The sequence below is a fragment of the Chitinophagales bacterium genome, from assembly GCA_020636495.1.
In the GTDB taxonomy this organism is placed as follows: Bacteria; Bacteroidota; Bacteroidia; order Chitinophagales; family Chitinophagaceae; genus UBA5543.
In genome coordinates, this window is the sequence record JACJXQ010000011.1 from 1 (window position 1) to 22,736 (window position 22,736).

The 22,736-nt window shown below is 43.8% G+C and carries 16 protein-coding genes; 4 read left to right on the top strand and 12 right to left on the bottom strand.

Going from position 1 to position 22,736, the window contains the following annotated elements:
* Positions 1-67: 67 nt before the first annotated feature.
* Positions 68-1,711: a glycosyltransferase family 39 protein gene (locus H6550_16365; GenBank protein MCB9047710.1), complete on the bottom strand. Its 1,644-nt coding sequence runs from the start codon at positions 1,709-1,711 to the stop codon at positions 68-70.
* A 45-nt stretch (positions 1,712-1,756) separates the two neighbouring features.
* Here H6550_16365 and H6550_16370 point away from each other — a divergent pair, with 45 nt between their 5' ends.
* Positions 1,757-2,785: a dipeptide epimerase gene (locus H6550_16370; protein MCB9047711.1), complete on the top strand. Its 1,029-nt coding sequence runs from the start codon at positions 1,757-1,759 to the stop codon at positions 2,783-2,785.
* A gap of 30 nt (positions 2,786-2,815) precedes the next feature.
* On the top strand, positions 2,816-3,829 hold the full coding sequence (gene murB, locus H6550_16375) for a UDP-N-acetylmuramate dehydrogenase (GenBank protein ID MCB9047712.1): 1,014 nt from the start codon (positions 2,816-2,818) through the stop codon (positions 3,827-3,829).
* On the opposite strand, the gene H6550_16380 is transcribed toward murB, so the two are convergent.
* From H6550_16380 to H6550_16390, 3 genes are read right to left on the bottom strand one after another with little or no spacing between them, the layout of a single operon-like run.
* Positions 3,830-7,564: a HAMP domain-containing histidine kinase gene (locus tag H6550_16380; protein MCB9047713.1), complete on the bottom strand. Its 3,735-nt coding sequence runs from the start codon at positions 7,562-7,564 to the stop codon at positions 3,830-3,832. It lies immediately after the preceding gene.
* A gap of 7 nt (positions 7,565-7,571) precedes the next feature.
* Positions 7,572-8,336, bottom strand: coding sequence for a nucleoside triphosphate pyrophosphohydrolase (mazG, locus tag H6550_16385; protein MCB9047714.1), 765 nt, complete (start codon positions 8,334-8,336; stop codon positions 7,572-7,574).
* A 4-nt stretch (positions 8,337-8,340) separates the two neighbouring features.
* On the bottom strand, positions 8,341-8,898 hold the full coding sequence (locus H6550_16390) for a UbiX family flavin prenyltransferase (protein MCB9047715.1): 558 nt from the start codon (positions 8,896-8,898) through the stop codon (positions 8,341-8,343).
* A gap of 85 nt (positions 8,899-8,983) precedes the next feature.
* Between H6550_16390 and H6550_16395 the strand changes: the two genes are divergently transcribed.
* Complete coding sequence (locus H6550_16395) at positions 8,984-9,529, top strand: DUF255 domain-containing protein (protein MCB9047716.1); 546 nt, start codon at positions 8,984-8,986, stop codon at positions 9,527-9,529.
* 2 nt (positions 9,530-9,531) lie between these two features.
* Here the strand turns inward: H6550_16395 and nth are convergent, their stop codons facing one another.
* The gene (nth, locus tag H6550_16400) at positions 9,532-10,191 is read right to left on the bottom strand and encodes an endonuclease III (GenBank protein MCB9047717.1); all 660 of its coding nucleotides are present in this window, start codon (positions 10,189-10,191) and stop codon (positions 9,532-9,534) included.
* Positions 10,192-10,249: 58 nt separating this feature from the next.
* Positions 10,250-10,699, bottom strand: coding sequence for a peptide-methionine (R)-S-oxide reductase MsrB (msrB, locus tag H6550_16405; protein MCB9047718.1), 450 nt, complete (start codon positions 10,697-10,699; stop codon positions 10,250-10,252).
* 227 nt (positions 10,700-10,926) lie between these two features.
* On the opposite strand from msrB, the gene H6550_16410 reads away from it, so the two are divergent.
* On the top strand, positions 10,927-12,207 hold the full coding sequence (locus H6550_16410; protein ID MCB9047719.1) for an acetyl-CoA hydrolase/transferase family protein: 1,281 nt from the start codon (positions 10,927-10,929) through the stop codon (positions 12,205-12,207).
* A 1,612-nt stretch (positions 12,208-13,819) separates the two neighbouring features.
* Here H6550_16410 and H6550_16415 read toward each other — a convergent pair.
* The 6 genes from H6550_16415 to carB form a co-directional block, all read right to left on the bottom strand.
* The gene (locus tag H6550_16415; protein ID MCB9047720.1) at positions 13,820-14,122 is read right to left on the bottom strand and encodes a hypothetical protein; all 303 of its coding nucleotides are present in this window, start codon (positions 14,120-14,122) and stop codon (positions 13,820-13,822) included.
* Positions 14,123-14,192: 70 nt separating this feature from the next.
* Positions 14,193-15,476, bottom strand: a complete 1,284-nt coding sequence (locus tag H6550_16420; GenBank protein ID MCB9047721.1) for an insulinase family protein — start codon at positions 15,474-15,476, stop codon at positions 14,193-14,195.
* Positions 15,477-15,508: 32 nt separating this feature from the next.
* Positions 15,509-16,024 (bottom strand): acyl-CoA thioesterase, encoded by a 516-nt coding sequence (locus tag H6550_16425; GenBank protein MCB9047722.1) that lies wholly within the window; start codon positions 16,022-16,024, stop codon positions 15,509-15,511.
* A gap of 54 nt (positions 16,025-16,078) precedes the next feature.
* Complete coding sequence (locus H6550_16430; GenBank protein ID MCB9047723.1) at positions 16,079-17,953, bottom strand: TonB-dependent receptor; 1,875 nt, start codon at positions 17,951-17,953, stop codon at positions 16,079-16,081.
* 173 nt (positions 17,954-18,126) lie between these two features.
* Complete coding sequence (locus H6550_16435; GenBank protein ID MCB9047724.1) at positions 18,127-19,311, bottom strand: T9SS type A sorting domain-containing protein; 1,185 nt, start codon at positions 19,309-19,311, stop codon at positions 18,127-18,129.
* Between the two features lie 66 nt (positions 19,312-19,377).
* Positions 19,378-22,233, bottom strand: a complete 2,856-nt coding sequence (gene carB, locus H6550_16440; protein MCB9047725.1) for a carbamoyl-phosphate synthase large subunit — start codon at positions 22,231-22,233, stop codon at positions 19,378-19,380.
* Between the last annotated feature and the right edge of the window lie 503 nt (positions 22,234-22,736).

Genomic DNA, 22,736 nt, shown 5'->3' on the forward strand with positions numbered 1-22,736 from the left:
TTTCAGCTGATTTGTCTTTAGGTACTGTAATATATCTGTTCATTTTGCAGAGTGGTACTCACGCACATTATTTGATCCGTAAAAAATAATAATCCATCATTGCTGCCTGTCTTGTGTCAGGATTGAGAAAAGCTGGTTTTAATTCGCTGATACGGAAACACTTACCGGTAGTAACAGTGTCATAATCCAATCCTTTCTCAGTCAGCTTTGCCAGTCCCGAATTCTGTGTTATTACGTACTTGCCGGGCTCTATAGCAAAGCTGTCTCGTGAGATGACACCCTGTGCATAGAAATGGAAAGAATTGAGCGGATCGACCATTTTATACTGAATGATGTCATCTGTAGCTACCTTCTTTTCTTTGATGCAGGCCGCCATCTGGTTGCCCAACTGGTAGTTCATCAAGGTATGATAAAAATGATTGGTCATAAAGAAATTGCTGAGCATAATAGCAGCGACACTCAGCCAGAACATTTTAGGCTGAATTGTTTTTTTGAAGGCTATGAATACCAGCACCGCCACTGCAATTATCCATAATATGAGCCATAAAGTGCTACCGGGAAAAACATAGGCAACCAACAATAGTACTACTCCAAGCAATAAAAAGGAGATACCCCACTGTACCGGCTTGAATATGGCGTGTAGCTGGCCGTACCTATCGCCTTCAAAAAAGTCTTTCAGCAATACCGCAACCATAATAGCCGCCAGCGGAAAGGCCACGAAAATATAGTGTGGCAGCTGGTAGTGCGAAGAGCCAAGCGCCAGGTATGATAGAATAAAACCACCTGTAGTCATCCATTCCTGCCCGGGTTGCAGGCGGAATTTCTGTTTTACAAGTTCTACAATACGGATAATTAATGCCGGTATGAATAATAGTACCCATGGCAGGAAAGACCAGAGCATATTCACGAACAGGAAATCAATTCCTGCACCGTTGTTCCATGGGCTTTCGCCGGTTATCCTGCCGAAGCTTTGCGACCAGTAGAAAAAACGTAATCCTGAAACACCTGTCAGTCCGTTGACTATTTTGTTGGGTTGAGCATCAAACTGTTGATACAGGCCAATGCTCATCGGGATAAGCAGTAATGCCATCACAAGAATGCCCAATAAATATTGCCACCTGAAGAATTTACTCCATTGACGATGTAATGCCCAGTCTGTTGCAAAGCAAAATACAGGCACCATCAAGGCTACCGGCCCTTTGCTCATCATACCGAATGCAACAGCGCCGAAACCCAATAAGAGATGATATAGCTTGCCGTGCACATCCCATTCTTTTATCAGCCATATAGCGATCACAACCCAGCTCGTCAGCATGGTATCCGTACGAATGTCATTGGTCATCAGGAACATACCCTGGCATGTACCAAATACCAGTGCTGCCATGCGTCCTGTAGCCTCGTCATATAGTAATCTTGCCAGCCTGTAAGTAGCATATATGGCAAATAGTGCGAATAATATGGATGGTAGTTTAAAACCAAAATTCCCCACGCCGAATATCTTCATACTCAAGGCACTTGCCCAGAACAGGAAAGGTGGCTTGTCCAGGTAATCGATACCCCGGTCGAACAACTGCAGGTAATTGCCGCTCTCCATCATCTCGCGGCTGATCTCCGCATATTGCGAGGCATCAATATCCATTACTCCCACACGTACGGCAGATATATGTAATATAGCAAGTAGTATAAAGACCCAGATCGGAATTTTCGGCATAGCTGAATTTTCTAATCGCAAAAATAGTTGCAATTTTAAGGAATGTTGCATTTAAAGTATTATCCCTACGATCTGGCATTCAAATACCCGTTTACAACATATAAGGGGACAAAGACTGCGCAACCAATGCTGGTAGTGTCTTTGGGCACGGGCAGGCTGATGGGATTCGGTGAAGTAGGCGCTATAAGTTATTACAATGTTACGGTTGAAGGGATGATAGCGCAACTGGAAGCTAAAAAACATGTAATAGAACGTTACGCACTCACCAATCCTGAGCGTTTCTGGCATTTCCTGCACCACTTATTGCCGGGGCAGAATTTTCTTGTAGCGGCATTGGATATCGCTGCATGGGACCTGTATGCAAAAATGCGTGGCAAGCCTGTATATGAGTTGCTTGGCCTGAAATGGGAGCATACGCCAATTACGGATTATACAATTGGTATGGATAGTGTTGATGAAATGCTGGCTAAATTAAAAGCTAATCCATGGCCGCTGTACAAAGTAAAAGTTGGCAGGCCTGATGATATAGACCTGGTACGTGCTATACGGAACAATACAGATGCGGGGATAAGGGTAGATGCTAATGAAGGCTGGAGTTTTGAAGAAGCGAAACACCTTGTGCCGGAATTGAAAAAGCTGGGTGTGAGCATGATAGAGCAGCCGCTGCATCGTGATGAAGTAGAAGCACAAAAAGAACTGAAAAGTATATCGGGCATACCGCTTTTTGCAGATGAAAGTTGCCAGACGGAACCGGATATCAAAAAATGTACAGAGGGTTTTCATGGAGTGAACATCAAACTCGCCAAGTGTGGGGGTATCACACCTGCCGTGCGGATGATAGAGGAAGCGAAAAAGCTGGGGTTGAAGACGATGATAGGTGCTATGTGTGAGGCTACTATCGGCTCTGCAGCTATTGCCAGCCTGATGCCGATGCTGGACGAAGTGGATGCAGATGGGCCGCTTTTATTAAAAGAAGATGTAGCTACAGGCTTAACATACGACAATGGTGTTATCAGCCCGAGTGGTAAGCCGGGTTTGGGTATTAGCTTCAGGGGCGCAAAGTTTGAAAAATAATTCAGCGTCGTATTTCTATTTTTGTTGCAGATGCAGGTACAGGAAAATATTTCATTACAACCATATAATACATTTGGCATAGCGGCCAATGCAGCCCGTTTTGTGACATTGACCGATAGGGCACAACTGGAAGAAATAACCGGAGATGATACCCTGCCTGCTGAGAAGCATATTATTGGCGGTGGTAGTAATATCTTGCTGACAGGTGACGTGCAGGGGCTGACCATACATAATCAACTAAAGGGTATAGAGGTACTTAAAGAAGATGATGACCATATATGGGTAAAGGTTGGCTCGGGCGAGGTATGGCACGAGTGGGTGATGTATGCCATAAAGAATAATTGGGCGGGTATAGAGAACCTTGCATTGATACCGGGGACAGTAGGGGCAGCACCTATGCAGAATATCGGTGCTTATGGAGTGGAGGTGAAAGATGCGATAGACGAAGTGACAACATGGTTGTGGGATGAGAAAAAATACATCACATACAAAAATGAACAATGCAGGTTTGGTTACAGGGATAGCATTTTCAAGCACGAACTGAAAGGTAAAGCGTTTATTATAGATGTCACGTTCAGGCTGAATAAACGTCCCGTATTTCATACGAGTTATGGTGCTATACAGCAAGAGCTGGATAGAACATGTATTACAGACCTATCCATCAAGGCCATTGCAGATGCAGTGATAACTATACGTAGCAGCAAATTACCTGATCCGAAACAAATAGGTAATGCAGGTAGCTTTTTTAAAAATCCTACTATACCAACAACCCAATATGATGAACTAAAAAAACAATATGCAGAAATACCTTCGTATCCAGTGGATGAAGGGTTTGTAAAAGTACCGGCAGGGTGGCTGATAGAGCAGTGCGGTTATAAAGGTTATAAAACAGGCCATACGGGCGTGCATGATAAACAGGCGCTGGTGTTGGTGAATCACGGTGGTGCCAATGGTAGAGAGGTTTGGGCATTGTCAGAAACTATCTTGCAGGCTGTTCAGCAGAAATATGGTATTGTACTGGAGCGTGAAGTGCAGGTCTGGTAACTAAGCCTCATTGCCATTGGCAATGGGGACAGTAATATAAAAAGTAGTGCCTTTACCGGGTACAGTTTCAAAACGGATAGTCCCTTTCCAGAATTCAATGATCTTTTTAGTCATGGCAAGGCCAAGTCCTGTACCCGATGATTTTGTGGTAAAATATGGCTGAAATATTCTGCCTACAGCATCCGGCTCAATGCCTGTTCCATTGTCGGAAAAGGCTATCAATGCATCATCTCCTTCTTCTGTAATAGAAACCACCACCTTACCTTCCCTGTCTTCAGGTATAGCCTGCACTGCATTTTCCAACAGGTTGTTGCATACACGTAACAGTTGACTTTTATCCGTATATACATCCAACCTGCGGTTATACCTCTTGAACGTAACGGTAACTTCACTTTGATTTTTATACAGGTCTACTGTTTTCTGCAGCAGTTCGTTCAGATCAAATTTTTCAGGGCGTGCTTCTGGCATCTTGGCAAAATCTGAAAACTCTGATGCTATATAAGACAGGTTGTTGATCTGCTCGATCAGCGATTCTGAAACCTTTTTCGCCAGCTCATTTACATTAGGGTAGTTGTTAGACAATGCCTGCTGCAGATACTGAATGTTCAGCTTCATAGGAGTTAGCGGGTTCTTTATCTCGTGCGCAACCTGTTGTGCCATTTCTCGCCACGCTCCCTCACGCTCGTTCTGTGCCAGCAGCCTGGCATTCTCTTCCGCTTTCTTTACCATTTTGTTGTACTCATTCACCAGCAGTCCTATTTCATCATCATATGGCCAGCTTACGGGCTCATTCTTACTCAGGCTGAATTTGCTGAAACTCTTGATAACGATACTCAGCGATTTTGTGATCCATCGGGTGATGAAAACAGTAAGTACCCCTGACAGCAGAAAAACAAAGGCATATAAATTGATAAGTCCTACCAGTATGCTCGATATCTGAAAGTTTAGTTCTTTTTCTGATGAGAAGAAAGGAACATTGATATAGCCTAGTGTCTGCCCGTTCTTATTGGTAATAGGTTTGTAGCACGACACATAGGATAATGAACCTATGTGTTCATCCTGTATCAGGAACTGGTGCCCGCGCACGGCCAACTCGTAATAAGCTTCCGGTGGAATGATACGTGCAAACAGGTTTTTGTTATATATATCCTCCTGCGACGTGACACTCAATACACCGCTGGCATGATACAGATTAATATCTATTTTCTGAGCATTGGACAATCCGGTAATAAAATACTTGAAGGTATTGGTAGCCACCAGTTTATTATAATCATCCGGGCTGTCAAGCGACCTTTCATCTTTCAGGAACTGTAGTGTGGCTCTTTCAACCAACTGCATCACCAGTTGTTGTTTCTTCCTGCTGTTTTGTTTGTATTGCAGGGTAAAGAATACGATAGTGATGACACCTATGATAATGAACGACACAAATACAATACCCAGGAACGAGATATGTATCCTCCGTCGCAAAGTAAAGTTGATGAGCTTCTCAGACTTTTCACTCCGTAATATAAACAGTAGATATATCCTGTAGAGGATCGACACCAAAGACAATATCATCTGTATGCCGAACAGGTAAGAGAATAGCGTAATGCTCTCTAACCACAACCTGTGATACCTGATTACAAAAACAGTTTTCCCATTGTCCAGTTCAGTCTGCAGTTCCGAGGAATTGGAATACTCCCTGAATCTATAATGACTAGTAATAGTGTCTGTGTTATATACAGGAAAATTATAGTCACTGGTTTGTGTAAGTAACCTGTTATTTACGTAAACACCATAGGAATAACCTTCTTCGTTTCTATTGCCTTCAGCCGTGCCCGGTTGCAAAAGTTCAGGATAGACGGTCTGACCTGTTGATTCTTTTACGGCCATGTCTATAAATACAAACCCCAGCCTTTCGCCCAACAAGCTGTCGCCGGATGTGATAGGTATTTCGGCAAGGTAATACCTTCCGTCCTGTGCGTCCTCCCTATAATATAGTGTCGATGTAATGGTAGGCTCCGCATTCTTTACCAGTCTTATTAATGTATTATAACTGAGTGTATCATTGTTATAAAGGCTACGGCCCATATCATCATATATGAGCAGCTTGCATTGGTATTTGTTCATGTGTCCGCCTAAATACAAGGCATCGAAACGTTCCTCGAGTTCTTTTCTCTTTGTCCTGCCGGGATAGGCCAGAAATGATTTTAAGACCGGGTCTTCCGAAATATTATCCGCAAGTGCTCTAAAAGCAAATTCTGTAATGTCATCCCTTTGCTGCACAACTTTTTCTGCAAAGTGCAGCCTGGCTTCATGCTCTTTGGTGTAATTAAAATACTGGAGTATGCCTGTGCAGAATGCAAAAATAAAAGCTGACCAGAATATCATTTGCGGTGAGAACAGGTCAGGTGCAGGCATGAGTTTTTTTACATCCAGCAGCATAATGAATACCAACAACCAAACCAGCAAACCGATAGACACATATATACTGGTGACCGTATCGCTGAGCAATATCATCACCATACCAACCATAGCCAGCAGTAGGTATTTCAGCCATTTATTCGCTATCAGTATACTCAATTGCAGGCTGAACAGGTACACCACCATAAACGAAGCCGTGGTGATAATAGCAATGATAAACAGTCCTATTATCGTATAGGTAGAGATGGTATAGAAATGGCTTACATCGAATGAGATCTTTGAGTCTGTGATCAGAGAACTGACAATATTGATGTATGCAAAAGAATATACCAATATCGCAATGACAAACCCGGTTGCAAGCAACCACCTTACAGGAACAGCTATACGGAGTTCTGCCAGGAAATCATGTTTTGCATGCCGAACAACGAACAGTACCAGCCACAAAAACAATACGGCATTCACCAACAATTGCCCCAACGAATTCAATAATATACTTGCTGCATATAGTTGTGGCCTGAATATGGGAAGCTCCTCAAGGTTGAAAGGTAACCCATAATGATAGGTAAGCACACGGAAAGTGAGAATGATTCCTCCCAATAAAAAGAATCCCGACCAGAAAGACCGTTTACGGGTATAGTAGGTAGTAATGAGTTGTAGCCAAAAAACAGTGAATAGTAAAGCCCCCAGTAACAAGCTTGCTATGACAGCACCGGGTATCCATTGCGGCAGGTTCTGTGTTTTGAAGGTTACATGAAAAACAGTTTCACCGTCTATTTCTTTTACCGGGTAACTATCAGCATTAGCACGGGATGATACGGTTGAACTTACAGGAATATAATCAGCAGCTTCAAAGGAGGAATGCAGGTAGCTGTTCTCAAAAGGGTAAGTGGTGACGATCGGGTAGAGTACAACTATCTTTTCATTCCCTTTATTGCTATCCGGCTCCAGGCAGCTTTTCACAAACTTGCCCCTGTCGTTAAAGTACAATTCTGTTTTGCCCCTTGGAGACGGTGGCTCGCAATCCGCCAGCACTTTATTATTGTTCCAGAATATGATGGTGTCGTTGCGATAAGCATACAGTCCAAACTGTTGCCGGGTGAGATAGGTAATGTCTGCGCTGTTCAGTGAACCTGAGAATATCCTTTTTACCAGTTCCGTATTGCCCGACACCTGCCCGAAAGCAGCCTGCTTCCTGTGCAGGTCCTGCTCAATGGTATGGGCCATATTCTCTGGCAATACGCACAGGCTCTTCTGGTAATAACGGGCTATCACCAGCCCCCACATCAGCAGTGCCAGTATCAGCCAGCCTTTATATGGATATTTTTTGAACACTTATTGTCTATTCCATTTCTTTAGCCTTGTTCCATAAAGCGTCCATCTCTTCAAGGGTCATCTCCTGCAAAGCCTTATTTTGCTCAGCGGCCATTTTTTCAATGTGTTGAAAACGGCGTATGAATTTTTTGTTGGTTCTCTCTAATGCAATTTCCGGGTCTACTTTTACAAAGCGGGCATAGTTGACCAGTGCGAACATTACATCACCAAACTCATCTTCGATCTTTTCATGCTCGCCAGTGCCTACCGCTTCATACAGTTCCTGCATTTCTTCCTCTACCTTCTCGCGCACCTGTTCTGTCGTATCCCATTCAAAACCTACCTGTTTGGTCTTTCCCTGCAAGCGAACAGCTTTTACTACTGCCGGCAACGATTTAGGTACGCCACTTAATATAGATTTCTTCCCCTCTTTCAGTTTCAGTTGCTCCCAGTTCTGCTCCACCTGTTGTTCATTCTCTACCAGCACACTGCTGTATATATGCGGGTGACGGGCCACCAGCTTATTACACACCCCCTCTATCACGTCATCCAGGGTAAACAGGTTCTTTTCAGCACCTATCTTACTGTAAAATACAATATGCAGCAGTAAATCTCCCAATTCTTCTTTTATGCCCGTCCAGTCGTCATCCAGTATAGCATCCGCCAGCTCATAGGTTTCCTCTATGGTTTGTATCCTGAGAGTTTCAGCTGTTTGCTTTTTGTCCCAGGGACATTGCTCCCTGAGTTCATCCATTATTTTCCTAAGCCTTTCTATCGATTGAGAATATTGCATACGTTTAATTTTCCTGCCATTTATAACCATCTGTTTCTATTCCGGCAAGGTGTAGCGCACGATGCACTACAGTATAAGCTACTTCTTCTACTGTAGCAGGTTTGCTATAAAATGATGGTGTAGCCGGGCATATGATACCGCCTGCTTCTGTAATGGTTGTCATATTGCGCAAGTGCACCAGGCTGTATGGTGTTTCACGTACTATACACACCAGCTTGCGGCGTTCTTTCAGCATCACGTCAGCAGCACGGGTTATCAGGTCGTTGCTGATGCCTGCGGCTATACGTCCGGCAGTACCCATACTGCAAGGACAGATGATAAGAGCGCTGTAAGAAGAGCTACCGGAAGCAAATGGCGCCATAAAGTCGTTCTTACTCCATATTTTATAAGGGTAATGCTTATAGTCCTCATTGCCCAACTCATGTTCCCATACCGTGTATGCATTGTCCGTCCAGATCAGGCTCACCTCATCTATCTTATCCTTCAGTTTTAACAGCGTATCCAATAAAACCTTCGCATATATAGCTCCACTGGCTCCTGTCATTGCTACAGCTATCTTCATATATCTAAATTATTCTAATTATCACAAGACTTTAACAAAGCTACATGGAAATAATCGTAAATTCGTAAGCATGAAACGATTGAATATGAGACACATAATATTGATGCTGGTAGCTATAACTGTGATGACTACGCACGTCTTTGCAGGTGGCAACGAAAAGGGCGGCATCAACTGGATGACATGGGATGAAGTGCAGGTGGCCATGAAGAAAGAACCTCGCAAAGTATGGGTGGACGTATATACCGATTGGTGCGGCTGGTGTAAAGTGATGGACAAAAAAACCTTCAGTAATCCCGAGGTGATAAAATATATGAACAAACACTTTTATGCAGTGAAGTTCAATGCTGAAGCACCCCAGGACATCATGTTCCAGGGAACTCAATACGGCATGGAAGGCAATGTAAATAAACTGGCCAGCAAGTTATTGAATGATAATATGTCTTATCCGACGATGGTGATCATGGAGGAGAATTTTGCCAATCCGCAACCCGTGCCGGGATATATGCCGGTTTCCAACATAGAAATGATCATGAAATACCTTGGTGAAGGAATCTACAAAACACAGAAGTTTGAAGACTATACAAAAGCCTTCAAACCTGAATGGGAGAAGCCTGAAGCGCAACAAGGATAATATTATGAGGCTTCAATGATATGCCTCATATCCGTTTTATAGAATTTACAGATACTCGTCAGCCCGCATTCTTTACACTTAGGATTGCGGGCTGTACACGTATAGCGCCCGTGCAATATCAGCCAGTGATGCGCTTTGTGTATCAGTTCCTTTGGTATGTTGGCCACTAATTGCTTTTCTGCCTGCAGCACATTCTTTGCATTGGTGGTCAGTCCTATGCGTGCCGATACACGAAATACATGTGTATCAACAGCCATATTGGGTTGATGGAAAATTACTGAAGTGATGACATTAGCCGTTTTGCGGCCTACACCGGGGAGTTTCACCAGTTCATCCACCGTGTCAGGTACCTCGCCGCCAAAATCCTCTACCAGCATCTTGCCCATGCCTATCAGGTGTTTGGTTTTATTGTTGGCAAAGGTTACACTGCGTATGTAGGGTTCCACATCTTCAAATTCCGCCTTGGCCAGCAGGTTGGGTGTTGGGAATGCTTTGAACAGTGCGGGCGTAACAATATTCACGCGTTTGTCTGTGCACTGTGCCGATAGTATTACGGCCACCAGCAGTTGATAAGGGTTTTCATACTCCAGTTCTGTTTCTGCCACAGGCATATGTTCTTTGAACCAATTGATAACAAACTCGTACCGCTCTTTTTTAGTCATAGAAAAACCCGTTATTTCTGCTACAAAATAACGGGTTCAATATTAAAAACACTACCTCTTATTCATTTGTTTTGTCCGGTACGAAATCAAGTACGGCGGAGTTCATGCAAAAACGTTTACCTGTTGGCGGTGGCCCGTCGTCGAACACGTGGCCCAAGTGAGAGCCGCAACGGCCGCATGTCACCTCGGTACGTACCATGCCGTGGCTGGCATCCCTCGTGTACACTACGCTGTTATCGCGTATGGTCTCAAAGAAACTGGGCCAGCCGCAGGTACTGGCAAATTTCGCATCAGAGCGGAACAGGTGGTTGCCGCACACTGCGCAGTAATATTCACCCTTGGTGTCCGTTTTATAGTATTTGCCTGTAAAAGCCCATTCGGTTCCTTTCTCGCGGGCTATCTCGTACACCTCTTTGGGTAATATCTTTTTCCATTCCGCATCGCTTACATCCAGTTTGTTGGTGTCTGTGCGCGAGTAGTACGGATTGTTGCTGTGTGTATTGTCCATAGTTGTCTCCTTTTTGTTTTGAGCACTGGTACATTGCGCAAAAAATATGCTGCAACATAACATGATAAATATACTTGAATAGCGCATAACATCTGTTTTAAAAGTGGTTAATGATATATACGTGCTATAGACGCAGAAAGTTCAGAAACTTTGTTAAAGCTTTGTAAAGTTCGGAAAAATGATGCTCATCACCTTTATTCCTATTAATAGACTATACTTTTGCTGTCATGAATATCCAATATATCCCGGCCGAAGAGGCTGTTAAGATAGTGTCAAGTGGAGACCGTGTATTCATCCATGGAAGCGCCGCCACTCCTCTGCACCTGCTGAATACCCTGCTGAAAAGAGCGGGTGAGATCAATAAAGTAGAGTTAGTGGCCATCAGCACCTTTGGCCACATAGACTGGGATACACCTGCCGTAAAAGAAAGTTTTTACCTGAATTCATTATTCGTTTCCGCCAACGTGAGGGAATGGGTAAACAGCCCCTATGGTGATTATGTACCGGTTTTTCTTAGTGAGATACCTACGCTCTTTAAAGATGGTATACTGCCAATAGATGTAGCCATCGTACAGGTTTCGCCGCCCGACAAACATGGCTATTGTACCCTGGGCACCTCAATAGATGCGGCATGGACGGCTGTAAGGACAGCTAAGAAACTCATAGCACAGGTAAACCCGCTGATGCCGCGCACGCATGGCGATACGCATGTACACTATACGAAGTTTGATGCCATGGTATGGGATGAATCGCCACTGCCCGAGGTAGACTACGGCCAAAAGGTGGACGATATAGCCGTACAGATAGGTAAGAATGTAGCGGAGCTGATAGAGGACGGTTCGACCCTGCAAATGGGCATAGGCTCTATACCGGATGCAGTATTAAGTTCGTTGTGCAACCATAAAGGCCTCGGCATACATACTGAGATGTTCTCAGACGGTGTAATACCATTGGTAAAAAGCGGGGTTATTACCAATGAGCATAAGAAGATACGCCCGGGCAAAATAGTGAGCACTTTTGCTGTAGGTACAAAGAAGCTGTACGACTTTATAGACGATAATCCCAATATTACTTTTATGGATGTAGCCTATGTAAATGATACAGCCATTATCCGTAAGAACCCGAAAGTAGTAGCCATAAACAGCGCACTGGAGATAGACCTTACGGGGCAGATATGTGCCGACTCACTGGGCACTTACCAATTTTCGGGCATAGGCGGGCAAATGGATTTTATGCGTGGGGCTTCGCTCTCTCCCGGTGGTAAGCCAATCATCGCATTGCCTTCTGTTACAAGTAAAGGGGTATCAAGAATTACACCTATGCTGAAACAGGGTGCGGGTGTTGTGACCACACGTGGGCATGTGCACTATGTAGTAACAGAATATGGTGTGGTGAACCTGTATGGTAAGAATATGGAACAGCGTGCTAAACTACTCATCAGCATCGCCCACCCCGACCATAGAGAAGACCTGGAAAGAGCATTGTATAGCAGGTTTGAGAGAGGGTAGAGAACTATCAATAATTAATATTTTGGGTATTATTGTTGGCATATTCACATATTAGTAAGTCATCTTTCATTTTAAAGAGAATCAGTACAATTAGCTTTAAAAGAATATAATACTCTGTCTTATGTTTTTCTTCGGAGCTTGTATTTGTACCATGTAGATACTTATTTCTGAGATCTAATCCGTTTGTAAATTCTCTTTTATTTAGATGATAATTGAAATACATTATTTCTTGTTTCGATAAAAGTTTACTTTCAGATATTAGTAAACTTGAGTTAAGCATTTCATCAATAGAATTTCGTACTACTAAAGGATAATGCTAATAGCTTTTAATACTCCATTAATTTGATTGACTATAAATAAGAGTGTTGTTAGTCTTTACAAAATCATCGAACTAAATACAGAGATATTTTTTTATCAACAAAATACTTTATTCCATCTTCTGATAATCCTAAAAAATCTCAAACGTACATTCTCATTTGTCATCACAAGTCATAAGCAATAATTTTCAAATGGCTCAATATATATAAATACTTTGATCTGAAAAAAGTTACCTCAGAATACCAATCCTCAGGACTATTTGCAGGGAACATACTTTTACACTCAACCAAGCTGTTTATTTGCCAGTACCATAAAGCCTGGAGCAAACTCCAAAAAGTCTAAAGTCAATTTCTTCCCATCCTGTACGTGTATAGCTGATATCAAGTGGAGCAAAATCGAACTCAGGACATTATCCGTATTTTTCTAAACTCAGATCTGATTTCAACGAAACGTAGATTTTTGAAAAAATAAATCTAAATATTCAAGAACTTAGCAATAAACGACCCAATAACATTTCTATTGAATCTTGTTCCTGAGTTGATGGTAATCTAATAAGGCAATTTACTAATATAGTATAGAATGTCTTTCGATAAAATTTTCGCCCATGGAATATTCATATTTTTCGACTCATGAATATTGTTTCCATTACATCTAACTTACTTTCTTTACTTACTGTGTTAATCAACCCTCATTATCTGTGTAACGAAATAGCCTCTCAAATAGAGAGAGAAAAGTTGAGAATGTATTATGTTGATCCAATTTTTTACTGTAAGAAACTTCTAAATTCCATCTTACTGAATATTTGACTGTCTAAGTCGTCTTCACTCAAGGTAATATATAGAACACCTACCTTCCAAGAGGCAAAACATTTGCAGTAGTGAACTTCCCTCTAATGCTTTCTCTCTTTGCTTTTAATTTTGTCCTAGTTGATATATTTTAACTATTAGAATTAGAGCAAACAATTAGACTAATGAAATTTAAGTTTGCATCATCATCAATATATTTTGATATTATTTCTTCTCTATCAGATAGACTTCTAATGATTTTGGGAAGTAAGATCGGAAAATCATGTTTGTGATTCATTCAAAGTTTGATAACAGCACTTGCAGACTCTTTCAGTTAATTAAAAGGATTTTAATCTCCGCTGAAAATGAGTTACAAGAATCTTATGCTTTAAAATGTAGTCAACATGAAAAGGTTCATTTTGAGAACTGATGAAATGTTTGGTCAATTTGTTTATATACAGAAGGTTGTTACTTAGACAATTCCGTAGAAATCTTTTTTATAACCATATTCATATAGATTTCAGTTCATTGATTGTTTGATTACTTATAGTCAAGAAATATTTTCTAGTAATCAACCATAACTGATTGACTGCTTTTTTGAAATGATCCTTTGTAGAATCATCCCAAGTTGGAATGTATATTTCATTGTCAAAGTATTTCTTTATGTTGTAGAACTCTAAGATGTCATTGATTTCAAAATCTTGATTGAAATTAACATTATCTAAAAGACTCTCTACTTTTTTAAAATAGTGTACATAAGCACTATCTTCTTTGGAGAAAAAAATTACTCTGTCAAGGTTTGTTCTACTCATGATTCATAAGGTAATTACTAAGCTGTCATTTGAAGTTAGTATTTACCTTATGAATTACAAATAAGTAGTTTTATATGACCACCACCTCATGGAAATTATCCTTGTTCAGATATTTTTGTGCTAGTGCCTGTACCTCATTTGCAGTAATAGATTTGTATATCTGTACGTTACGATTGAAGTGCTCTATGGTCAGCCCGTTGAGGATGAGCATACGCCAGCGCTGTATGATGTGGAAAGGACCATCCAGGTCGCCCAGCAGGTTGCCCAGCAGGTAGTTCTTCACCAGCAGCAGTTCATCATCATCCGCTTTTTCATTACATATCACATCCATCTCGTGGTATATCTCTTTCACAGCCGCTTCTACCACATTCCTGCCTACTTCTGTTTGTATAATCAGGGAGCCACCGTTAAGCATTGGCGTAGTACTACTATATATACCATAGGTATAGCCCTTGTCTTCGCGTATGTTGCTCATCAGCCTGGAGCCGAAATAACCACCGAACAAGGTATTAGCTACTACCATAGGTGCAAAGTCTGGGTGGTGCCTGTTGGGGAACAAGCTACCTATACGTATCGCACCCTGTACACCATTTTCATCATTCATGATATGATGCCTGCGCTCTGCAATAGTTTCGGCAGTAAAGGTAGGTACTTCCAATGCTGTTGGGTTCACAGCTATTTTACCAAACACTTCGTTGATACATTTTGTGTCCTGCTCACTTACCTTACCCGCCATGAATATTTTTACTCCTGACAGGTCGTAGCTTTTTTTGTGAAACGTTTGCAGGTCTTCGCGCGTCAGTGTCTCGATCACTGCACGTTTGGTATAACGTCCGTAGGGGTGATGTTCACCAAACAGTAGTGCGTCTATCTGTTGGTTGGCTACAAAATCACATTCACGCAGGCTCACCAGCAACCTTTGTATTGTATTCTGCTTATAGATGTCCAGCTCTTCCTGGGGAAAGATACTTTCCGTCAGCAGTTCGAATATTACCGGCAGCAATTGGGGCAGGTGTTTGGTCATACAGAACAGCGACACGGTAGCATTATCATTGCCCGGCTTAACCCTGACTGAAGCGCCATAGAACTCCAATGCCTCGTTTATCTCCTTAGCATTGCGCTTTGAGGTGCCGTTCTTCAACAGTCCGGCTACAGCTTGTGCAACACCTTCTTTTTGCTCATACCACAGCCCCGCCGGGAAAACCCAATCCACTTCCACCACTTCCTGCACACCGGCATTGAGCCAGTAGAGTGGTAGTCCGTTATCCAGCGTTTGTGTATTTACCGGTGGCAATACATAATCAAACTCTATCGCATCGTGTATTTTGGGTGCTTGTGTCCTGTCTAATATCATTGTCTGATTTTTTAACTTTTAGTTCGTCAACTCTATTTAGGGATGAATAATGAGCGTAGTTCATCTGCATCGTCCGGGCTCATTTTGCCGCCCAGTATCAGGCGTACTTGCCTGCGGCGCAGTGCGCCGTCATACATCTTTTGCTCATCTTCTGTTTCGGGTACCAGTTTTGGTACTTTACGGGGCCTGCCGTTAGGGTCCAGCGCTACAAAGGTAGCATAGGCCTCGTTGGTCAGGTATTTGTATTGTGCCGACAGGTCTTCTCCCCATACCTTCAGGTATATTTCCATAGAGGTATTGAATGAGCGGGTCACTTTCGCCTCTATGGTCAATACATTGCCCAGCTTTATGGGATTGTTGAACGAAACATTATCTATTGATGCCGTGACTACGGGGCAGTTACAATGCCTCTGTGCCGAAATAGCAGCCGCAATGTCCATCCAGTGCATCAGCTTACCACCCATCAGGTTGCCCAGTGTATTGGTATCGTTGGGCAATACCAATTCTGACATAACATTATACGTGTCTTTAGGATGTTTCTCTTTCATATCAATTTTTTAAACAGTGCAAAGGTAGCCCAAACAGACTACCCTTGCTATTGATTATTTCCATACCGTGTTAAATCGTGCTCCTATGGTCATCCAGCGGCCCGGCATAGGCACGGCTCCCACCTCTTTGTATTGCGCGTCCAGTATATTATTCACATCTGCATACAGGAGGATATTCTTAAAGGTATAACCTATCCTCAGATCCAGCAGGGTATAGTCATTGGCATTGATGCGGTACAGGTACCTGTAAGCGATATTGGCCTGTACATGTTTATACAGCACAGATGTCAGCTTAACGGTCGCCTGGTGTCGAAGCGCTTCGATAGCGTATTTGGATATCTCGCTTGTGGGTGATTCTACCACAGGGCTCAGGTAAGTATAGTTAGCATTCAATTTCACATCATAGTTGCCGGACAGGTGGGCAAGTTTACCCAGGTCGATAACCGACTGCATCGTAATGCCCTGTGTATTGATGGTCTGGAAGTTTTGCGGCTGCCAGGGGTCTGTATTGGTAGCTCTTACCCAGTCGATAAAATCGGTAGACCTGCGGTAGAAGTAAGCAGCTCTTACAAATATGCTTTGTTTGTCATACTGTAATCCACCCTCGCCATAGTTGGCATACTCTGGTTTCAGCTGCGTATTACCTATATTGGCCGGACCTTTATAATACAGGTCGGTATAAGTAGGCAGGCGCTGCCCTGTAGTGGCATTCACAAACAGTTTCCAGTCGCGGGCTATTGTGTAGCCTGCATCTACTCCTGGAAATACTTCCCAGTCGTAGTCGCTGTTCTTATTGGCATACAGGCCCGCACTTGCATTCAACTTATCAGAAAAGTAATGCTTGTACTCGGCATAGATACCTAGGTTGTTACGCTGGCGCTTGCCCAGGTTAGTACTGTTGATGTCCTCGTTACGGTATTCAACACCCGCACCTATGATGCCCTTGTTCAGGCGTATGGTACTTTGAACTTCTCCTGTCAGCACATTGGTTTCGTGTATGTTGTGGTACAGGGCCGGGTTCTGGCGTACGAAAATATAATCATCGTTATTGTACCTGTAGCTTACACGCGGGCTGATAGATACCTTTTTAGAAGGCTTGTATGTGTACTTGATGCTACCTAAAGCAGTCTGCACTTTTTCAGTTGCTTCTGCATCAACAGGGGCTGCGTAATAAGCATTAGCACCAAAGTCGTTATTGATATAACCACCCATAGCTTCAATGCTGTTCTTGTCGTTGATGTTAATACGGTTCTGGTAGTACAGCCTGTAAGCGTTATAGCCTGTATTGTACCTGTAACCATTACCCTCGTCGTGCGAGAGTGATATGATGTGCGACTGCTTTTTGCCGGCTATAGATGCTGATGCCTGTGCGCCCCAGCCCAGGTAAGTTTTACCGGTAGCTGTATCCTGTTTCAGGCTACTACCCGAATAAGCCTGTGCAAACACCTCGTCTTTTACCGGTGACTTGGTAACTATGTTGATAGCGCCAGCCAATGCATAGATACCATAGGTACGGGCCGCAGGGCCACGTACTATCTCAATATGGTCGATAGCTGAAAGTGGTATGGGCAGGTTGAGCATGTGGTGGCCCGTTTGCGGGTCAGACATCTTAACACCGTTTACCAGCACCAGTACCTGGTCGAAGGTACTGCCGTCAATACTCATGTCAGACTGAGTGCCAGCAGGGCCACGTTGACGAAGGTCTACACCCGCTACATAAGACAGCAGTTCGTTGACATTCTTTACAGGGAGTGCCAGTACCTGTCGACTATCCATGATCTCGATGTTCCTGTTGTGTTTACCGTAAGGCTCTGTTATACGGTTCTCTTTGATAAGCACAGAGTCCAATGATGATGACATGGACTGTGCCTGTACATGCTGAATTGATAATGTGGCCAGGCCTAATGCCGCCAGCAGTTGCTTCTTCATGTTATTTGATTTTGGCGGGCAAATATATAGGGCTATACGGCAAACACCTACATAATTAACTAATAATCAATGTGTTGATGTTTGTAACCATGATACTATGGCCTTTATACATTAGGATAAAACAACAAAGGCTCCTTTCGGGAGCCTTTGTAAAGTATGTATTATAAATATGATTATTGTATCTCAAGTTTGTGTCCGCTTACAGAAGTGCCATTTTTTGCTATGTTCATAATATAAGTACCCGGAGCAACAGAACCTTTCAGCGATATTTTAGTTTCCGCTTGCTTCAGTGTACCTGTACTTACTGTTTTTCCGGTAATGTCGGTAATGTTGTATGTCCAGGTTCCATTAACAGCTTCAGGTTGTCTGACCGTAAAGTTACCATTACCCGGATTAGGGAATACCTGGGCCATTGCTGCAGGTGCTATGTCATCTACATTATCAGGATAACGCAGGCGCTGAGGATGAATGTTCACGTCCTTCATGGTTGCAAATGTTGCATCAGTAAATGTGATGTTCACCATTGGCAGCATCTCATTCCAGCGATAGAAACTTTTCTGATAAACAGTATTTGTTTGTCCTTGTGTCAGGCCTACCTGTTGCATCAGCAACGGATCTGCAGGAGCGCCGTTCAGGTACAGGCTATCTTTTACAGAGAGTGTTGTTTTAACCTCCAGTACTGCCTCAGCACCACATGGCTTACCGTCAGACGGGCGTTTGATCCTCATAAAGCCCCAGCCCACAACTTCGTTGGTAGAAGTAGTGATAGACTTACGCTGAGCCGGAGCATTGGTGAGCGGCGGCAATGGCGAAGGGAGTTTGTACGATAAGGTCATGTTCGTACTGCTGTTGGAAGTTGAGTTCCACTTGGTACCTATAGTACAAGGGTAAGGCATCTGCACCTGCGGTGCAGAATATATTACATCCTGCTTCAATACCACCAGGCTATCAGTAGGAGCACCCCCTTGTGCAGCCAGGGAAAATGCCTGGCGGTCGATACGCTCACCTTGTGTTTTGATACCGGTAGCATCAATAGAGAACATCAGGTTGGTCTCGTATGTTACACCTGCAGACTCAACATATGCCAGGTTTGCAAAATTGGCATTGGCAAAATTTGTTGCTGCCGAGAATTTAGCATAGTACTTATAGCTGGCCAATTGCACAGTTGTCAGGTCCCAGGTATAATATTGCCCGTCCGGCACAACGGGTACAGAACTCAATACAGTACCATAAACGGTATCTGTGCCAACAGGATTTTTCGGGCCTGTTGTCTGGTCAAACACCAAAGGGAATGAATACTGCCCGAAGGCGGTAGCTGACAGAGCTAATAAGCAAATAGAAGTAAACAGTAGTTTCATAATTTACAAGTTTGGTTGGTTAGACGTAATATTACGTGTTTTCATCCGGTCTGCCATATTTTTTTCCTACTTACTCAGGTGCATGCTACGCTCTTTGTACAACGTCCTGAACCATGGGTCGCGCAGGTTTTTGATGAAACGTATTGCTTCACCTGTGCTCTTCATTTCAGGACCCAGTTCTTTATTAACTCTGGGGAATTTATTGAAACTGAATACCGGCTCTTTTACTGCGTAACCATCCAGTTTATTTTCCATTTTGAAGTCTTTCAGTTTGTTCTCACCCAACATGATCTTAGTAGCAATGTTCAGGTAAGGCACACCGTATGCTTTGGCTATGAACGGTGTGGTACGGCTGGCACGCGGGTTGGCCTCTATCACATATACCTTACCTTCTTTTATGGCAAACTGTATGTTGATAAGCCCTTTCACATTCAGGCGTAAAGCTATTTTCTTTGCATAGTCCACCATTTCGTCTACTTCCAGTTGGCCCAGGTTGAAGGAAGGCAATACCGCGTGGCTGTCTCCGCTATGAATACCGGCAGGCTCAATGTGCTCCATGATACCCATAATGTGTACATCCTCACCATCGCATATTGCATCTACCTCAGCCTCCTGGCAACGGTCCAGGAAGTGGTCGATCAGTATCTTATTGCCGGGCAGGTGTTTCAGCAGACTGAGTACACCTTTCTCCAGTTCTTCGTCATTAATAACGATTCGCATCCTTTGGCCACCCAGTACATAGGAAGGGCGCACCAGTACGGGATATCCTACTTCCTTGGCTACTTCCATAGCTTCGTCGGTATTATAAGCCGTACCGTATTTAGGATAAGGAATGTTCATTTCTTTCAACAGGTCGCTGAAACGGCCGCGGTCTTCGGCTATATCCATACTGTCGTATGAAGAACCTATTATTTTAATGCCTTTTTCGTGCAGGCGTGCCGCCATTTTCAGGGCGGTCTGTCCGCCCAACTGCACTATTACACCATAAGGTTGTTCGTGTTCTATTATCTCCCACAGGTGCTCCCAGTATACCGGTTCAAAGTACAGTTTGTCTGCTATATCAAAATCGGTTGATACCGTCTCGGGGTTACAGTTCACCATGATCGCCTCGTAACCACATTCTTTGGCAGCCAGCAGGCCGTGTGTACAGCAATAGTCGAACTCGATACCCTGGCCTATACGGTTCGGGCCCGAACCCAGAACGATCACTTTTTTCCTGTCAGAGCTGATACTTTCGTTGAATACCAGGTCGCCGCGTGTTTCAGAAGATATGGCTGAACTCTCAAAAGTACTGTAGTAATATGGTGTCTGGGCTGCAAACTCGGCGCTGCAGGTATCCACCATTTTATATACCCTCTTTATGTTCGCTTTCTTCCTGCGCTCGTACACTTCCTCAGCCGTACAGTCTTTTACCAGCATGGCTATCTGCTCGTCGCTGAAGCCCATGATCTTGGCTTCGCGCAGCATATCTTCCGGCATATTCTCCAGGTGCTTGTATTCTTTTATCCTGTTCTCCATCTTCACGATGTCCTGTATCTGGTACAGGAACCAGCGGTCTATCAAGGTAGCCTCGCGGATGGTTTTGATAGATACACCCGCAGAAAGCGCGTCTTTTATTTTGAATACCCTGTCCCAGGTAGGACGTTTCAGTGATTCCAGCAGTTCGTCAACATGCATTTTGCCGCTGGTGATAGATGTCAGGCCTATTGCGTTGTTCTCCAGGCTCTGGCAGGCTTTCTGCAATGCCTCGGGGAAGGTGCGGCCAATGGCCATTACCTCACCTACCGATTTCATCTGCAGGCCCAGTGTATCGTCAGCTCCCTTGAACTTATCGAAGTTCCAGCGGGGCATTTTTACTATTACGTAGTCCAGCGCAGGCTCAAAGTAGGCCGATGTGCTCTGCGTGATCTGGTTCTTCAGCTCGTCCAGCGAGTAGCCGATGGCCAGTTTGGCGGCTATCTTGGCAATGGGGTATCCGGTTGCTTTAGAAGCCAGTGCCGAAGAACGGCTCACGCGCGGGTTGATCTCAATCGCTATCAGTTCTTCCGTTTCAGGGTTCAGTGCGAACTGTATGTTACAACCACCGGCAAAGTTACCCAGGTCGCGCATGATACGGACAGCCGTATCGCGCATCAGCTGCATAGCCGTGTCGCTCAATGTCATGGCCGGGGCTACGGTGATACTATCTCCCGTGTGGATACCCATGGGATCGAAGTTCTCTACCGAGCAGATGATGGCTACGTTGTCCCTGCTGTCGCGCAGCAGCTCCAGCTCAAACTCTTTCCAGCCCAGTACGGCTTTTTCTACCAGCACCTCATGTATAGGAGATGATTTCAGTCCGTGATCCAGTGCAGCTTCCAGGTCTTCCTTGTGCATAACGAAACCACCGCCGCTGCCACCCAGTGTAAACGAGGGGCGTATCACTATCGGCAGGCCTATTTCCTGCGCGAACTCTTTACCTTCCAGTAGCGAGTTAGCCGTTTTGGCCTGTGCTACCTGTATGCCCATTTCTATCATCCACTGGCGGAACAGTTCCCTGTCCTCGGCCTTGTCGATAGCTTTGATGTCTACACCAATGAGCTTAATATTGTATTGTTTCCATATGCCCAGCTCGTCCACATCTTTGGCAAGGTTCAGCGCTGTCTGTCCGCCCATGGTAGGCAATACTGCGTCTATCTCGTTCTCCTGCAGTATCTGCTCAATACTTTCTACCGTCAGTGGCAACAGGTACACCCTGTCGGCCATGATGGGGTCTGTCATTATCGTTGCGGGGTTAGAGTTGATAAGTATCACTTTAACGCCCTCTTCGCGCAGGCTGCGCGCTGCCTGTGAGCCCGAATAGTCGAACTCGCAAGCCTGGCCGATAACGATAGGCCCTGAACCAATGATCAATACAGTCTTAATGGAAGTGTCGCGTGGCATATTATAAATTCAAAAAAATTACAAAGTCAAAACAGGCAAAGTGCCATCCGGTGCGTGGGAGACCCAATTTTTGAATTCTTCGCCAAAAAGCAGCGCATACAAAAATCGGGCTGACGCCCGAGGCGCAAAAGTAATTCAAAATTCGCGAAGTGCCGAATGGAAAATTGTTGTGGCTATAAACCCTTTTTTCGGGTAATTGTTGCAACCTGTTATGAAAATAAGGGCTTGTTATGAAGGGGATTACCGTTAAAGGACTGATTTTCAATAATGAATTTGAAAATTGTAGTGAAAATTCATGCAGCCTGAACACACAGGCGCAAGAGAAAGGGTGAAAATTGTTAAGTAGCTGAAATACGGGCTTAGCTGAAAGTAACATTGCGTCTTTGTAAGTAGTTGATAATGAGCATCTTGAGAAAAAAATGTTAAGTATTGTTAAGTAAAAGGGCATACCGTATGTACTTAACAAATAAGAAAAAGCCAGGCTTTGTGAGCCGGGCTGAGTA

Coding starts and splice junctions, on each gene's coding strand:
- H6550_16395 (MCB9047716.1), top strand. CDS start 8,984: ATGAGACACATAATATTGATGCTGGTAGCTATAACTGTGATGACTACG.
- H6550_16425 (MCB9047722.1), bottom strand. CDS start 16,024: ATGAAAGAGAAACATCCTAAAGACACGTATAATGTTATGTCAGAATTG.
- msrB (MCB9047718.1), bottom strand. CDS start 10,699: ATGGACAATACACACAGCAACAATCCGTACTACTCGCGCACAGACACC.
- H6550_16420 (MCB9047721.1), bottom strand. CDS start 15,476: ATGATATTAGACAGGACACAAGCACCCAAAATACACGATGCGATAGAG.
- carB (MCB9047725.1), bottom strand. CDS start 22,233: ATGCCACGCGACACTTCCATTAAGACTGTATTGATCATTGGTTCAGGG.
- mazG (MCB9047714.1), bottom strand. CDS start 8,336: ATGCAATATTCTCAATCGATAGAAAGGCTTAGGAAAATAATGGATGAA.
- H6550_16415 (MCB9047720.1), bottom strand. CDS start 14,122: ATGAGTAGAACAAACCTTGACAGAGTAATTTTTTTCTCCAAAGAAGAT.
- H6550_16410 (MCB9047719.1), top strand. CDS start 10,927: ATGAATATCCAATATATCCCGGCCGAAGAGGCTGTTAAGATAGTGTCA.
- murB (MCB9047712.1), top strand. CDS start 2,816: ATGCAGGTACAGGAAAATATTTCATTACAACCATATAATACATTTGGC.
- nth (MCB9047717.1), bottom strand. CDS start 10,191: ATGACTAAAAAAGAGCGGTACGAGTTTGTTATCAATTGGTTCAAAGAA.
- H6550_16430 (MCB9047723.1), bottom strand. CDS start 17,953: ATGAAGAAGCAACTGCTGGCGGCATTAGGCCTGGCCACATTATCAATT.
- H6550_16390 (MCB9047715.1), bottom strand. CDS start 8,898: ATGAAGATAGCTGTAGCAATGACAGGAGCCAGTGGAGCTATATATGCG.
- H6550_16365 (MCB9047710.1), bottom strand. CDS start 1,711: ATGCCGAAAATTCCGATCTGGGTCTTTATACTACTTGCTATATTACAT.
- H6550_16435 (MCB9047724.1), bottom strand. CDS start 19,311: ATGAAACTACTGTTTACTTCTATTTGCTTATTAGCTCTGTCAGCTACC.